The sequence below is a fragment of the Streptomyces sp. NBC_00286 genome, from assembly GCF_036173125.1.
Lineage (GTDB): Bacteria > Actinomycetota > Actinomycetes > Streptomycetales > Streptomycetaceae > Streptomyces.
Genome location: NZ_CP108054.1, coordinates 8,653,106 through 8,669,235 on the forward strand (window position 1 = coordinate 8,653,106; position 16,130 = coordinate 8,669,235).

At 70.8% G+C, this 16,130-nt stretch carries 8 protein-coding genes and 1 pseudogene; 6 read left to right on the top strand and 3 right to left on the bottom strand.

Annotated elements, in window-relative coordinates:
* Nucleotides 1-33: 33 nt before the first annotated feature.
* Nucleotides 34-4,884 carry a hypothetical protein gene (locus OHT21_RS39140; protein ID WP_328772989.1) on the top strand — a complete coding sequence of 1,617 codons (4,851 nt, stop codon included), beginning with the start codon at nt 34-36 and terminating at the stop codon, nt 4,882-4,884.
* A gap of 18 nt (nt 4,885-4,902) precedes the next feature.
* Here the strand turns inward: OHT21_RS39140 and OHT21_RS39145 are convergent, their stop codons facing one another.
* The 3 genes and pseudogenes from OHT21_RS39145 to OHT21_RS39155 form a co-directional block, all read right to left on the bottom strand.
* Nucleotides 4,903-6,468, bottom strand: coding sequence for an APC family permease (locus OHT21_RS39145; RefSeq protein WP_328772990.1), 1,566 nt, complete (start codon nt 6,466-6,468; stop codon nt 4,903-4,905).
* 179 nt (nt 6,469-6,647) lie between these two features.
* Nucleotides 6,648-6,890 (bottom strand): annotated as a pseudogene (locus OHT21_RS39150) (aldehyde dehydrogenase family protein); the annotation flags it as partial.
* A gap of 107 nt (nt 6,891-6,997) precedes the next feature.
* The gene (locus tag OHT21_RS39155) at nt 6,998-7,525 is read right to left on the bottom strand and encodes a hypothetical protein (RefSeq protein WP_328772991.1); all 528 of its coding nucleotides are present in this window, start codon (nt 7,523-7,525) and stop codon (nt 6,998-7,000) included.
* Between the two features lie 429 nt (nt 7,526-7,954).
* On the opposite strand from OHT21_RS39155, the gene OHT21_RS39160 reads away from it, so the two are divergent.
* From OHT21_RS39160 to OHT21_RS39180, 5 genes are read left to right on the top strand one after another with little or no spacing between them, the layout of a single operon-like run.
* Nucleotides 7,955-11,017: a sensor histidine kinase gene (locus OHT21_RS39160; protein ID WP_328772992.1), complete on the top strand. Its 3,063-nt coding sequence runs from the start codon at nt 7,955-7,957 to the stop codon at nt 11,015-11,017.
* Nucleotides 11,014-11,454 (top strand): roadblock/LC7 domain-containing protein, encoded by a 441-nt coding sequence (locus OHT21_RS39165; RefSeq protein WP_165341412.1) that lies wholly within the window; start codon nt 11,014-11,016, stop codon nt 11,452-11,454. Before OHT21_RS39160 ends, OHT21_RS39165 begins: the two co-directional genes overlap by 4 nt.
* 9 nt (nt 11,455-11,463) lie before the next feature.
* On the top strand, nt 11,464-11,856 hold the full coding sequence (locus OHT21_RS39170) for a DUF742 domain-containing protein (protein ID WP_328772993.1): 393 nt from the start codon (nt 11,464-11,466) through the stop codon (nt 11,854-11,856).
* A 24-nt stretch (nt 11,857-11,880) separates the two neighbouring features.
* Complete coding sequence (locus OHT21_RS39175) at nt 11,881-15,507, top strand: hydantoinase B/oxoprolinase family protein (RefSeq protein WP_328772994.1); 3,627 nt, start codon at nt 11,881-11,883, stop codon at nt 15,505-15,507.
* Nucleotides 15,488-16,093 (top strand): GTP-binding protein, encoded by a 606-nt coding sequence (locus OHT21_RS39180; RefSeq protein WP_328772995.1) that lies wholly within the window; start codon nt 15,488-15,490, stop codon nt 16,091-16,093. Before OHT21_RS39175 ends, OHT21_RS39180 begins: the two co-directional genes overlap by 20 nt.
* Nucleotides 16,094-16,130 lie beyond the last annotated feature (37 nt).

The window sequence follows — 16,130 nt, forward strand, 5'->3', positions numbered from 1 at the left end:
CCTTCCGACGACGTCCGATTACGAGAGTCCGCCATGTACGAGCTGTCCCGGGTCCGCCTCTACTCCATCGGGCCGGCCGGTGCGCGCTACGCCGACACCGTGCTGGACCTGCGGGGTGTCGGCGAGCCCGTGCCCGACCCCGCCCCCACCCAGGCGGAGTTCTTCGAGGAGGAGCCGACCGGGCCGCCGCGCCGTCCCGCGCCCGCGGGCGTGCTCTTCCTGGAGAACGGCGGCGGCAAGTCCGTACTGCTCAAGCTGATCTTCTCGGTGATGCTGCCGGGGCACCGGAACACTCTGGGCGGGGCCAGTTCGGGCGTGCTGCGGAAGTTCCTGCTCGCCGACGACTGCGGGCATGTGGCGCTGGAGTGGCAGCACACGCTGACCGGTGAGTGCGTTGTGGTCGGCAAGGTGAGCGAGTGGCGCGGGCGTCAGGTGTCCAACGATCCGCGGAAGTTCGCGGAGGCGTGGTACTCGTTCCGGCCCGGGCCCGGACTGAGCCTGGACAATCTGCCGGTCGCCGAGGCCACCGCCGTGCGGCCGCACGTGGAAGGTGTGTCCGGGGCGCAGGGGCGGCGCCGCACCATGAAGGGTTTCCGGGACGCGATCACGGAGGCGGGGAAGGCGTACCCGCATCTGGAGGTGCACTGGGAGGAGATCCACGACCGCTGGAACGAGCACCTCGGAGATCTAGGCCTGGATCCCGAACTCTTCCGCTACCAGCGGGAGATGAACTCCGACGAAGGTGAGGCGGCCGGGCTTTTCGCGGTCAAGAAGGACTCCGACTTCACCGACCTGCTGCTGCGCGCGGTCACCGACACCCGGGACACCGACGGGCTCGCGGACCTGGTCAGCGGGCTCGGCAACAAGCTGGGCCGGCGGGCCGAGTTGATCGCCGAGCGGGAGTTCACGGCGGGGTCCGTGGACTTGCTCGGGCGCATCGTGGAGGCGTCCGGGACACGTTCGCGCGCGCGGGACATCCACGCGGCCGCCGAGCGGCGTACGCGCACGCTGGCCCGGCGGCTGACCGCGCGCGCCGTGCAGGAGCGGGTCCGGGCCGCCGATCTCGCCCAGCGGGTTACTGCCGCCGCTCATACGGTGACCGAGGCCGAGGGCGCCCGCTCCAAGAGCGCGCTGATCGCGGCCGAACTCGCCTACCGGCACGCCTCCTTGGCGCTCGCGGGCGCCGAGAAGGCCGCGGCGGCTCAGAAACGCGAGCTCGCCGACGCGCGCACGCTGCACTCCGCCTGGCAGGCCGCCGAGGCGGTGCTGCGCCACCGGGCCGCCGCGGACCGCTCAGCGCGCGTGGCGGCCGCGATCCGCGAGGCCGAGCGGGATGCCGCGCCGGCACTCGCCGCGCGCGCCAAGGCCGCCGTCGACCTGGTCCGCGCGCTGCACACCGCGGCCGAAGGGGCCGAGGCGGTCGCGGTCGAGCAGGAGGAGCGCTCCGCCGCGCTCCAGGAGACCGGCGAGGCCGCCCACCGCGACGCGACGGCCGCCGCCACCGAGGCGCAGCGCGCCCGCAGCGAGGCCGGTCACCTGCGGGAGCGGCTCGGCGAGGTCGAGCAGGAGACCGCCGAGGCGGTACGGGCTGGATGGCTCGACGACACCGCCCCCGACGCCGACCCCGCGCGCGCGGCCCTGGAGGCCAGCGACGCCGAGAAGTCCGCCGCCGCCACCTGGGACACCGCACGCGAGGCATCCCGCCGCGCCTCCGAGCATGCCCGCGAGGCCGCGGCGACTGAGTCCCGCGCCGAACTCACTGCGGCCCGCGCGGCGGATGCCGCGACGGCCGCCGAGCACGCGTACGACGCGGAGCTGCGAACCGCCGAATCCCTGGCGAGCGAGGAACGGCTGGCGGAGCTGCTGAGCCTGCCAGGAGCGAGTGCCTCCGGTCCGGGCCGCGCCACGGTGCCGATGCCCCGAGCGGGGGCGGACGGCTCCGGAGAGCCCGCGCCGGGTGTGGCTTCCGCGCGGGGCTCGGCCGATGGCGCGGGTGTGCCCGGCGCCGGCCGGGATGCGGCGGCCGCCCAGGGCCGGAGTACCGCCGCCCGACCGATGGCCGAAGGGCCCCTCACCGCCGAGGAGTTGGACCGTTACGCCGACGAACTGCGGGAGCTGCTCGACAACGGGGTCGCCTCCGCCGAGCGGCAGCTCTTCGAACTGCGCACCGCGGCGGCAGACGATGCGCGGATTCTCGGCGCCCTCGGTGACGGCGGGCTGTTGCCACCGGGACCGGACGTCCTGGCCACCGTGGAGTACCTGGGGGAGCGTGGCATCCCCGCGCTCCCCGGCTGGCGCTATCTCGCCCAGGCCGTCGATCCCGTCGACCACGCGCGCGTGCTGATCGCCCGGCCCGAGCTGGTCGACGGCGTCATCATCACGGATCCGGAAACCCACGCCCGCGCCCGCGAAGCCCTCGCCGATGCCGCGCTGCTGCCCCGGTCCGCCGTGGCCGTCGGCACGGCCGCCGCGCTGCTCGCCCCGACGCCGGCCCACGACACGGGCGACGGTGGCCGCAGCGACGTATTCCTCGTACCGCCGAACCCGGCCATGCACGACGAGCACGCCGCCGACGAGGAGCGGCAGGCGCTGCGCACGCGCGCGACCGAACGGGACGAGGAGATCCGGGAGTTGGCGGCCCGGCTCGCCAAAGACCGCGAGCTGGCGGCGCGCCTCGCCTCCTGGCGCACCGGGTGCCCGGCGGGCCGGCTCGCCGAACTCGCCGCAGCGGCCGGCGATGCGCGCGCGTTCGCCGAAGAGGCCGAGGCCGAACTCGCCGAGGCGCGCACTGTGCGGGCCGAGGCCGACGAGGCCGCATCGGACGCGGCCCGGGTGCGGGACGAGCGCCAGGACGCCGCGCAGCGGGCCCGGCGTGCCGCCGACGCCCTCGCCGGACTCGCCTTCCGGTTGCGTGAACGGGCAGGCTGGCAGGCCAGACTGCGCGAACTCGCCGACGAGGCAGCCGAGTCGGAGGCCCGCGCCCAGTCCTGCCTGGAGCGGGCCCGCGCCGCCGACGAGGACCGGCGCGCCGCCCAGCGCGCCGCCGACGACGCCCGCCGCACGGCCCGCACCCTGCGCGCCGAGCGCGCGGAGATCGCGGGCGTCCCCGACGACGTGATGCAAGACGGCGCGGCGGAAGACAGCGCGGCGGAGGCCGAGGGCTCTCCCAAGGCAGGCACAACGGGAGACAGGTCGGGCGACAAGGCCCCCGGCCTCGCCCAGCCCAAGCCCTCGCTCCCCGCCCTCCGCGAGGCCTATCGCGCCGCGTCGCAGCTCTACGAGAAGGTCGGCGTCGGTGCCGATCTGCGTGCCGAGCAGGCCCGGGCCGAGAGCGACGAGAGCGCCGCGCTCGCCGAGCTGGACCGGCTCAGCAACAAGGTGCGTACACGCGCGGCCCAGCTCCTGGAGTCTCCGGACGGTTCCGACGGGCCGTCCCGGCAGGCCGCCGTCTCCCGCGCTGAGGAGCTCGTCCAGCTGCTGGAGACCCGTATGTCGACCGCGAGCGAGCAGCTCGGCCGGCTCCGCGGTGAGGCCGAGCGGCACGCTCCCGAGGACGGCGAGGCTCACACCGAGCTGCCCGAGGAACTGGTCCCACGCGACGCCGAGCACGCACAGAGCCTGCTGCGTACCGCCACGACCGAACTCGCCTCGCGAACCGAGGCGTTGAGCCAGGCACGCGAAGCCCACTCCGAACTCCTCGGCGCCCACCGAGCCGCGGAGGACGCCGCCGGCGGCTTCGACGAGACAGCCGCCCTCCTACGGGACCTCCTGCGCGAGCACCCGACGGAAGAGGAGCAGGAGGAGCCCGAACCGTACCCGGGCACTCTCGACGAGGCCCGGCAGTCCGCCGCCGAGACCCGCCGTTCCCTGCGGGGCTGCGCCGCAGACCTATCCGCCGCCGAGGCAGCCGTACGCGAAGCGAGCGATGTCCTCGTACGGCACGCCAACTCGACACGCTACGAGCAGGTCCGCACCCCGGCCCGGCAGCAGATCCGTGAACTGCCCGCCGTCGCGCTGCCCGAGCACGCCCAGAAGTGGGCGGACGCTTTCGCGCCCCGACTCCGGGTCCTCACCGATGAGTTGGCGCAGCTGGAGCGCAACCGGGACTCGATCGTGGACCGGCTGCGAGGGCTCGTGGAGTCGGCGCTGGCCACCCTCCGGTCCGCCCAGCGGCTGTCCCGTCTCCCCGAAGGGCTCGGCGAGTGGTCCGGGCAGGAGTTCCTGCGCATCCGCTTCGAGGAACCCGACCAGGCCACGCTCACCGAACGGCTCGGCGAAGTCATCGACGAGGCGACCCGCGCGGCCGTCAAGAAGAACTCCGACCTCCGCCGCGACGGCATGTCACTGCTCCTGCGCGGCGTCGGCGCGGCACTCCAGCCGAAGGGCGTCGCCGTCGAGATCCTCAAGCCGGACGCCGTACTGCGTGCCGAGCGCGTCCCCGTCGGGCAGATGGGCGACGTGTTCTCCGGCGGCCAGCTGCTCACCGCCGCCATCGCCCTGTACTGCACGATGGCTGCCCTCCGCTCGAACGACCGGGGCCGCGACAAGCACCGCCACGCCGGCACGCTGTTCCTCGACAACCCCATCGGCCGCGCCAACGCGACGTACCTGCTGGAACTGCAGCGGGCCGTCTCGGACGCGCTGGGCGTCCAACTCCTCTACACCACCGGTCTGTTCGACACGACCGCGCTGGCGGAGTTCCCCCTGGTGATCCGGCTGCGGAATGACGCAGACCTCCGCGCCGGCCTCAAGTACATCAGCGTCGAGGAACACCTCCGGCCGGGGCTGCCGCAGCAGCCACCGGCCGGAGAGGGGGAATCGGTACACAGCGAGATCACGGCAACGCGGATGTTCAAGCGCCCGGCACCGACAAGCACCCCGTAGGGGCGCGGTCGGCCCCGCCTACTCGGACGCCGACGATGCGGCGGGCTGCCCGGGCGCTGTCTGCTGCAACTGGTGCTCGGCGAGCACCCCGGTGCGGTGCCGCTGCACGAACCAGTAGTAGGCGAAGCCGCCCGCGGCGACGATGCCGACGAACAGGACGGCGCCCCAGCGCAGATACCAGTGGTACGGGGCGGTCGCGTTGTAGACCTCCGGGCGGGGCCAGATCAGGTTGACCGTCATGGCCGCGCCCCACACCACGGCGAGGATGTTGACGAGCAGCCCCCAGCGGCCGAGCGAGAACTTGCCGTCGCCCGCGGGCTGCCACTTGCCGCGCAGCCTGGCCACCAGCATCGGCCCGGTGACCATCAGATACGCGAGGTAGATCATGATGATGCCGATGCTGGTGACCACCGTGAAGATCTGCGGCTGCCGGATGTTGACCACCAGGATCGCCAGCGCGAGGATCCCGATGATGACGGCCGGGAGCACCGGTGTCTGGAACCGCGGATGGACCTTGGCCAGCAAAGACGCGGCGGGCAGGTTGTTGTCGCGGGCCATCGCGAAGGCCAGCCGGATCGCCGCCGTGTGCACGGCCAGGGCGCAGACGGTGACCGCGATCAGCACGCACCACAGCATCGCCTTGCCGGCCGTCGAGCCGAGCACATCGAGGACGACGTACTGCAGGCCGTCCGTGGACAACTTCTCGCCCCGCAGGCTGGAAACGCTCATCAGCGCGAACAGCAGGATGAGTCCGCCGAGGACGAACGAGGCGACGATGGCGCGGATGATCGCACGCGGCGCGTTACGCGAGGGGTCGAGGGACTCCTCGCCGAGCGACGCGGCCGTGTCGAAGCCGTACATCACGTACGCGGACGCCAGCGAGGCCACGAGGAACGCGCCGAGGTAGCCGAACGACTGGCCCGATCCGGTGCCCTGTGTCTCGGTCACCACCTGCGGACCGCGCGTGATGTTGACGGCCAGCAGCACGATCAGGACGACGGTGGCGAGGAGCTCGATGAACACGCCCGCCGTGTTGATGGTGGCCATCAGCTTCACGCCGAAGGCGTTGACCAGCGTCGTGAACAAGATGAGCACAGAGGCAAGGATCACCGCGTTCGTCGCCACGTCGTACGTGCCCGTGCCGTCGCCCACGAACTGGAAGAACGAGGAGATCTGAGGAAGCGTCAACTGATAGGCGAGCGCCACGGCCGCGATCGACACGATCGAGGCGAGCAGCATCATCCAGCCGGCGAGCCAGCCGATGTGCGGATTACCCACCTTCTTCGACCAGTTGTAGACGGAACCGGCCACGGGATAACGGGCGGCCAGCTCGGCGAAGCACAAGGCGACCATGAACTGGCCCACGAACACCATCGGCCAGGACCACCAGTAGGCGGGACCGCCGCTCGCGAAACCGAAGTAGAAGAGCTGGAAGGTGCCGGTGAGGATCGATATGTAACTGATACCCGCGGCGAAGGTGTGGAAGTTCCCGAGCGTGCGCTTGAGTTCGGGTTTGTACCCGAACTCGGCAAGCTCGGAATCGTCGTGGTTGCGCTGCTCGGGTGGCTGAGCGGTGGCTGTCATGCGCGGACTCCTGGGGAGTGGGGGAGCTGTCCCGGAGGGGAGGGGAGCGCGGCTCGTGGGGGGATGTGGCCGTACGCGGTCGGTGTCGTACCTGATCGTTGTCCTCTGGCTCTGGGACTTGTTGGTGATGTACGTGGCTAGAATCATACGGACGTACGAGCTCCGGATCTTACGCGTGGCTACCCGAACCAACCCTGTGCGCTGGGATTCGTCGTCCGCCAGATGCGCTTCGTCTCGCGCCACTCGGCGAGACCGGCTGGGCCGAGTTCCCGCCCCACCCCGGACTGCTCGATGCCGCCCAACTCCGCCTGCGGGACGTACGGGTGGTGGTCGCTGACCCAGACCGTGCCCTGGCGCAGCGCGACTTCTGGTCCGACCGAAGTGCACCGCCGTTGCGCGGCCGTGACCGCCCGCGGCCCTTCATACGGGGCCAGGCGCGAACTGGCGCGCGGCGTAAGCGTGGTGGAGGCGGCCGTCGCCTCACCGATGGGCGTGGCCCGGAGTTCCGGACCAGCTCATCGGGAGCACATCAGGAGTGGGACAACTGCCCCGCGCCGCCCCGCCGGCGTATCCGCTCCTTGGCGCGCTCGGACGCCCGCTCCTGGCGCCGTGCCTTGCGTCGCTCGCGTCGCAGGGCACGCGCCGTGCTGCTCGGCGTCGACACCACGCCGTTCCGCTGGAGCCACACCTGCCGGGTCACCCACACGTCCAGCGCGCCCCACGTGGCGACCACCGTGCTCGCCACGCTGCTGAGGACCATGGGGAACGCGAGCCAGGAACCGGCCAGCGTGCACAGGAAGGCCACCATCGCCTGCACCAATGTGACGGCGATGATGATGACGGCTCGTACCGCGGACGTACGCACCGGATCGGGAAGCCGTGGTTTGCGTGCAGGCTCCTCGACCCACAACTGCCGGTAGTACGTCCGCTCTTCCGTCTCCTGCTCCCGCTGCGCCGGAATGTCCCGATCCGGCGCCTCTGCCTGGGGGTCCCGCTCCGCCACCGCCGTCGCTCCGCCGCTCAGCTCGGGTGCCTCGCGCCGCTCTGCCGTGCCCATCAACTTGTCACTCCCCACCGCCCAGCAGCCCCTCGCTTCGTGTCACGAGCCATCAACGTCACACGGCTGCCCGGCTTGCGCCGTTTTATGCCACCTGGGTGCGGCATGCGGCGCCTGAGCCGATTCCGTCCCCAACTCCCATACAGAAAGACGATCGACGTACCCCGAAGATTCCCAACCGGCGAATAATTCCAGCCAACTGACCAAGCCTCTTGAGAGGTTGGCGTCCGGCGTTCTGTGCCGGATTCGGGGAGGCAATCTCCCCCAATGAACGGACAACTGCGGATGTCTTGTTCCTGTCGCATCGATGAAACGGAAGGACTCCGTCCGGACGGGTCTTCGAGTTCCCCGTGTGTCGGTAGTAGGCTCGCGCCGTTTGTTGACGCACATGTGTACCCCCGTCCGGAGGGGGTCGAGCTGGGGGAGGCCATGCGCTTTCGCGGGAAGTCCATCCGCCGGAAGATCGTGGCGCTGCTCATCGTGCCGCTGGTGTCCCTGACCGCGATCTGGGGCTTCGCCACGTTCCTCACCGGGCGCGAGGCAGGTGAGCTGTTCGACGCTTCGTCCGTCGTGGAGAAGGTCACCTATCCCACCGAGGACACCGTCAGCGTCCTACAGCAGGAACGCCGTCAGACCCTCGTCTATCTCGCCGACCCCCGCGCCTCCGACGGGCTCGCTGCACTCCGCCGCAGCCGGGCGGCCACCGACGACGCCATCGCCGAGATCCGCAGAAACGCCAAGAACTCCGACGTGCAGGACGCGATGGGAGAGGACACCGGCGGGCGGCTGACGGCGATGCTGGATTCCCTGGAGGGCGTCGAGTCACTGCGCCGCAGCGTCGAACAGGGCACAGTCACCCGCTCCCAGGCCCTGGAGCGCTACAACAGCCTCGTCGAGCCCTGCTTCGACGTGCTCTCCAACCTTCATGTGGTCGACGACGTGGAGATGGACAAGCAGGCCCGCGCCCTCGTCAACGTCGCCCTCGCGCGCGAACTGCTCTCCCGAGAGGACGCCCTGCTCGGCTCGGCGCTGGTCGTCGGCAGGCTCTCCGCCGAGGAGGTCCGCAACATCTCCGACCTCGTGGCACAGCGCGAGCTGTTGTACGACACCAACCTGCCGCAGCTCCCCTCCGAGGACCGCGAACGCTACGAGCTGTTCTGGAAGAACGCCGCGCCCGCCCCACTGCGGGCGGCCGAACAAGCCGTCATCTCCTCCGAGGCCGGCAAGCCCCGTGGCGTCACCGCGAAGAGCTGGGACACCGAAGCCGGCAACGTCCTCGACGAGCTGGGCACCCTCAACGACGAGGCGAGCGACCGCTACCAGGACCGTGTCCAGCCGATCGCCGTCGACGTCATCGTCAGGGCGGCCGTCGCCGGCGTCCTCGGCCTGATCGCTCTCCTGGTCTCGCTCTTCCTGTCCGTACGCATCGGCCGCGGCCTCATCCGCGACCTGCGCGGGCTGCGCCTGGAGGCCCACGAGGCGTCCGGGGTGCGACTGCCCAGCGTGATGCGCCGGCTGTCCGCGGGCGAACAGGTCGACGTGGAGACCGAGGTGCCGCGCCTGGAGTACGACAAGAACGAGATCGGCGAGGTCGGCCAGGCACTCAACACCCTCCAGCGCGCCGCGGTCGAGGCCGCCGTCAAGCAGGCCGAACTGCGCGACGGCGTCTCCGAGGTCTTTGTGAACCTCGCCCGCCGCAGCCAGGTCCTGCTGCACAAGCAGCTCACCCTGCTCGACAGCATGGAGCGCAGGACCGAGGACACCGACGAACTCGCCGACCTCTTCCGACTCGACCACCTGACCACCCGCATGCGCCGCCACGCCGAGGGCCTGGTGATCCTGTCCGGCGCGGCCCCCTCCCGGCAGTGGCGCAAGCCCATCCAGCTGATGGACGTCGTCCGCGCCGCCGTCGCCGAGGTCGAGGACTACGAACGTATCGAGGTACGCCGACTGCCACGCATGGCCGTCACCGGTCCCGCGGTCGCCGACCTCACCCACCTCGTGGCCGAACTCCTGGAGAACGCCACGGTGTTCTCACCACCGCACACCGCGGTCCAGGTGCTCGGCGAACGCGTCGCCAACGGCTTCACGCTGGAGATCCACGACCGCGGTCTGGGTATGGCCCCGGAAGCGCTCCTCGACGCCAACCTGCGGCTCGCGGAGACTCCGGAGTTCGAGCTGTCGGACACCGACCGACTCGGGCTCTTCGTAGTCAGCCGCCTCGCCCAGCGGCAGAACGTACGCGTCTCCTTGCAGCCGTCCCCGTACGGCGGGACCACCGCCGTGGTGTTCATCCCCGACGCGTTGCTCACGGAGGACGTGCCCGACACCAACGGCGTGGGCTTCCGGCTCGACCGGGCGCTCCAGCCGAAGGAGAGCGACGACAACCGCAGGGCCGCGCTCTCCCAGGTACCGGTCCAGCTTCCGGGCCTGCCGGCCTCCATTCTGGACGGGCCCATCGAGCTGGAGTCTCCCGTCGATCTGGACGCCATCGGCGACTTCCCGGCTGGTCTCGATGACGAGGACAGCGAGCGCGGGGGCATCTTCCGCCCGCGTCGCTCCATCGCCGGGGTGCCCGTGGAGCAGCACCAGCAGGCACGCGAGACCGCTGGGGAGTCGGCTCGCCCGGGCGATGGCGACCATCCCGGCGAACCCGTGCCGCTCCCGCGCCGCCGGGCCCCCAAGCTCGTCAGCTCCCACGGCCGCCCGGTCACCCAGACGAAGCCGCGGCGCGTGGAGCCGTTGGAACGCGCTGACGCCGAGGAGCAGACACAAGGGGCGGAATCGGCCGAGGGGACGTCCGCACGGCCGGGCGCGCCGGCGGAGCTGCCCAAGCGCACGCGAACCACCAATGCTGATCGGCTGCCGTCACGTCGGGAAGCGGCGGATCCGCTTCCCCGCCGCCGACGCGAGCCCGAGGCAGCGCCAGACGTCGATACAGCGCCGGCGGGCGGTGGGGCCGGGCCCAGCGGGACACCGGACCGCGACGCCGCACTCGGCAGAACCTCGGACCGTGACACCGGTCCCTCGGGCAGCACCCGGCCAGCTGGCCGCGGGCTGGAATCCGGAGGCCGCCGCCTTGAGCCTGGTGATGCGTCCACCCGCGGAGCCGAACGCACCGAAGCCTCGGCCCGAGGCGGTGAGCCCGGTGAAGCCCCGACCCTCCCCAAGCGGGAGTCGCGTCGCGGCACCGCGACGGGCGGCAGCCGCACCGGCGCCCCGCCCTCAGGCGGCGGCACCGGCCCACTGCCCCGACGCGTACGGCAGGCCAATCTGGCCCCGCAGTTGAAGGACGGACCCGACCGGCGTGCCGAGCGCGACGCGTCCCGCACCGGGAGCGGCACGGAAGGCACCGAGCGCGACGCCGACCAGGTACGCAACCGCATGGCCTCGCTCCAGCGCGGCTGGCAGCGCGGCCGTGAGGAGAACGCCGCGGGCGACGGGGCCCAGGGCGGCACAGCACAAGGAACGACTAAGGGGGACGGTCGATGACCGCACCGAAGGACGCCGGCCACATCAGGACCAACAAGGTGTCCGGCGAACTCAACTGGCTCCTCGACGACCTCGTGGACCGCGTCGCCAGCATCCGCAAGGCACTCGTGCTCTCCAGCGATGGTCTGCCCACCGGCGTCTCCAAGGACCTGACCAGGGAGGACAGCGAGCACCTCGCCGCCGTGGCCTCCGGATTCCACAGCCTCGCCAAGGGCGTCGGCCGCCACTTCGAGGCGGGCAGCGTCCGGCAGACGATTGTCGAGCTCGACGACGCGTTCCTGTTCGTCACCGCCGCCGGCGACGGCAGTTGTCTCGCCGTCCTCTCGGACGCCGACTCGGATGTCGGGCAGGTCGCGTACGAGATGACGTTGCTGGTCAAGAGGGTCGGCGCACATCTGGCACAGGCTCCGCGCACCGATCTGCCCGCAGGCGGGTAGAGGGATGGCATGAGCGGAGACGGTCAGGGGATGTCCCACTGGTTCGACGACGAGGCCGGACCGGTGGTCCGTCCGTATGCCATGACACGTGGCCGCACCACCAGCGCGGCCCAGCACCGCCTCGACCTGATCGCGGTCGTCGTGACGGAACCGCATGCCGACGAGGCGGGGGCCCAGACGCTGTCCCCGGAGCACGAGGACATCGTCGGGCTCTGTCGCGACACCCCGCAGTCGGTCGCCGAACTCGCTGCCGAACTCGACCTCCCCATCGGAGTGGTACGTGTCCTCATAGGAGATCTCGTGGCTGACGAAATGGTCCATGTGACGCGTCCGGTACCCCCCGCCGAGCTGCCGGACGAGAGTATTCTGCGCGACGTGATCAGCGGGCTCCGGGCGCTCTGAGCAGCGCGGAAGCGGGGAGCAGAAGTGACAGGCTGGCAGTTCTGGGTCGACCGAGGTGGCACGTTCACCGACATCGTCGCGCGTCGCCCCGACGGTCGCCTGCTCACGCACAAGCTCCTCTCCGACAACCCGGCGCGGTACGCCGACGCCGCCGTCGCGGGCGTACGGGAACTCCTCCGGGACGACGGCCCCATCGATGCCGTCCGCATGGGCACCACCGTCGCCACGAACGCCCTTCTGGAGCGCAAGGGCGAGCGCACCCTCCTCGTCGTCACCCGCGGCTTCCGGGACGCGCTGCGCATCGCCTACCAGAACCGTCCGCGGATCTTCGCCCGCGCGATCGAGCTGCCCGAGCTGCTCTACGAACGGGTCATCGAGGTCGACGAGCGCATCGCGGCCGACGGAACCGTCCTGCGTGCCCCCGATCTGGACGCCCTCGCCGGGCCGCTCCAGGAGGCGTACGACGACGGAATCCACGCCCTGGCCGTCGTCTGCATGCACAGCCACCTCCATCCCGCCCATGAGCAGGCCATCGGCGAGCTGGCCGCACGTATCGGCTTCCCGCAGATCTCGCTGTCCAGCGAGGTCAGCCCGCTGATGAAGCTCGTCCCGCGCGGCGACACGGCCGTCGTCGACGCCTACCTCTCGCCCGTGCTGCGCCGCTACGTCCAGCATGTCGCCGATGAACTGCGGGGTGTGCGGCTGATGTTCATGCAGTCCAACGGAGGGCTCGCCGAGGCCGGACAGTTCCGGGGCAAGGACGCCATCCTCTCCGGGCCCGCGGGCGGCATCGTCGGCATGGCGCGGATGTCGCAGCTCGCCGGCTTCGACCGAGTCATCGGCTTCGACATGGGCGGCACCTCCACAGACGTCTCGCACTTCGCCGGCGAGTACGAACGCGTCTTCACCACCCAGATCGCCGGCGTACGGCTGCGCGCGCCGATGCTGGACATCCACACCGTCGCGGCGGGCGGCGGTTCGGTGCTCCACTTCGACGGCTCCCGCTACCGCGTAGGGCCGGACTCTGCGGGCGCGGACCCGGGGCCCGCTTGCTACCGGAACGGCGGACCGCTCACCGTCACCGACGCCAACGTGGCCCTCGGCCGCATCCAACCGGCCCACTTCCCAAGGGTCTTCGGCCCGGACGGCGACCAGCCGCTTGACGACGCCCTGGTCCGCGACCGGTTCGCCGCCCTCGCACGCGAGATCCGGGAAACAGCCGACGACGACCGCACTCCCGAGCAGGTCGCCGAGGGGTACCTGCAGATCGCGGTCGCCAATATCGCCAACGCCGTCAAGCGGATCTCGGTGCAGAAGGGCCATGACGTCACCCGGTACGCGCTCACCACCTTCGGCGGCGCGGGTGGGCAGCACGCCTGCATGGTCGCCGACTCGCTCGGCATCCGCACCGTCCTCGTGCCACCCATGGCCGGCGTGCTCTCCGCGCTCGGCATCGGGCTCGCCGACACGACGGCCATGCGCGAACAGTCCGTCGAGGCGCCCCTGGAGGCGTCCTCGATGCCCGGTGTTCTGAAGACCGCGGACGACCTGGCGGGCGCTGCCCGCGCCGAACTCCTCGCCGAGGACGTCCCCGAGGACCGCATCCGGGTCATCCGCCGGGCCCAGCTGCGCTATGACGGCACGGACACGGCACTCGTCGTCGAGCTGACCGAGCCCGACACCATGATCCGCACCTTCGAAGACCGCCATCGCGCCACCTACTCCTTCACCCTCGACCGTCCGGTCGTCGTCGAAGCCCTCTCCGTGGAAGCCACCGGTCTCACCGAACCCCCCGATCTCTCCGCCTTCGCCACCCCTTACTCGGACCCCGGCACCCCGGAGACCGTCAGCCTCCACACGGGCGGCGCCTGGCGCGACGTACCCCTGCACCGTCGCGAGGAACTGCCCCCCGGCGAAGCCGTCACCGGCCCCGCGATCATCACCGAGACCAGCGCGACGACCGTCGTCGACGACGGCTGGCAGGCGGCCATGACCGACGACGGGCATCTGATCATGGAACGCGTGGCGGTCACGGAGAGTTCCGATCTCGGCACGGAAGCCGACCCTGTTCTCCTCGAGGTTTTCAACAACCTCTTCATGTCGATCGCCGAGCAGATGGGTGCCCGCCTGGAGTCCACCGCCCAGTCGGTCAACATCAAGGAGCGCCTCGACTTCTCCTGCGCGCTCTTCGACCCCGAAGGCAATCTGGTCGCCAACGCCCCCCATATTCCTGTGCACTTGGGGTCAATGGGCACCAGCGTCAAGGAGGTCATCCGCCGCCGGGACTCAGGGATGCGCCCCGGGGACGCGTACGCCGTCAACGATCCGTACCACGGCGGCACCCACCTCCCCGACGTCACGGTGGTCACTCCGGTCTTCGACACGGACGGTGACCGGATTCTCTTCTACGTCGCGTCCCGCGGCCACCACGCCGAGATCGGCGGTATCGCCCCCGGCTCGATGCCCGCGAACAGCCGCGCCATCGAGGAGGAGGGCATCCTTTTCGACAACTGGCTCCTCGTGGAAGGCGGCCGACTCCGCGAGGCGGAGACACTGCGGCTGCTCACTGAAGCGCCCTACCCCTCACGGAACCCGAAGACCAACCTCGCCGACCTGCGAGCCCAGATCGCCGCCAACCAGAAGGGCGTCGACGAAGTCGCCCGCATGATCGAGAACTTCGGCCTCGACGTCGTCCAGGCGTACATGAAGCACGTCCAGGACAATGCCGAGGAATCCGTACGCCGGGTTATCGACGCCCTTGAAGACGGCGAGTTCACCTACGAGGCCGACTCCGGCGCCGTCATCCGGGTGCGCATCTCCGTAGACCGCGAAAAACGCTCCGCCACCGTCGACTTCACCGGTACGTCGCCGCAGCTCGACACCAACTTCAACGCACCCTTCTCCGTGGTCAACGCCGCCGTCCTGTACGTCTTCCGCACCCTGGTCGCCGACGACATCCCGCTCAACGACGGCTGTCTGCGCCCCCTGGACATCATCGTGCCCTCCGGCTCGATGCTCGCCCCCGAACCCCCTGCCGCCGTGGTCGCCGGCAACGTCGAGACCTCGCAGGCCATCACAGGAGCCCTCTACGGAGCCCTCGGAGTGCAGGCGGAGGGCTCCGGCACCATGAACAACGTCACCTTCGGCAATGAACGCCACCAGTACTACGAGACCGTGGCCTCCGGCTCCGGCGCCGGTGACGGTTTCCACGGCGCATCCGTCGTCCAGACCCACATGACCAACTCGCGGCTCACGGACCCCGAGGTGCTGGAGTGGCGACTGCCCGTCCAGCTCGACGAGTTCGCCGTACGACGCGGCAGCGGTGGAGCCGGACGATGGCGCGGCGGGGACGGCGCCGTACGCCGCATCCGGTTCCACGAGCCCATGACCGTCTCCACGCTCTCCCAGCACCGTAGGGTCCCGCCCTACGGCATGGCGGGCGGCGAGCCCGGAGCACTGGGCGCCAACCGCGTGGAACGCGCGGACGGCACGGTCACCGAACTCGGCGGAAGCGACGCGGCGGACGTCGGCCCCGGCGACGTACTGGTCATCGAAACACCTGGAGGCGGCGGATACGGTCCACCCCCCGCCCCATCCCCGTACGACACCACTGAAGCAGGAGAAAAGATCGATGATCTTCGGGCGTTCTGAGCGCGGCAAGGCCCCAGTCGAGCCCGTCACGCTCAAGATCCTGGTGGCGGGCGGCTTCGGCGTGGGCAAGACGACGATGGTCGGCGCGGTCAGCGAGATCAAGCCGTTGCGGACCGAGGAAGTACTCACCGAAGCCGGCCGCCCCGTCGACGACACCAGCGGCGTGGAGGGCAAGAACACCACCACGGTCGCCATGGACTTCGGCCGCATCACACTCCGCGAGGACCTGGTCCTGTACCTCTTCGGGACACCCGGACAGGACCGCTTCTGGTTCCTGTGGGACGAGCTCTCCACCGGCGCCCTGGGGGCCGTCGTACTCGCCGACACCCGCCGCCTGGAGGACTGCTTCGCCGCGGTCGACTACTTCGAGCGGCGCTCCATCCCCTTCGTGGTGGGCGTCAACTGCTTCGAGGGCGCCGCCCGTTATCCCACAGAAGATGTCCGCCAGGCCCTCGACCTCGACCCCGAGGTGCCCGTCGTGCTGTGCGACGCGCGCGACCGGGAGTCCGTCAAGGAGGTCCTCATCGGCGTCGTCCAGCACGCGATGGCGTACGCGGCCGAGCGCCGCCAGACCGTCACCACCTGAAGCCCCGAGCCCAGCCTGCCACGCGTACGGCCCGTAC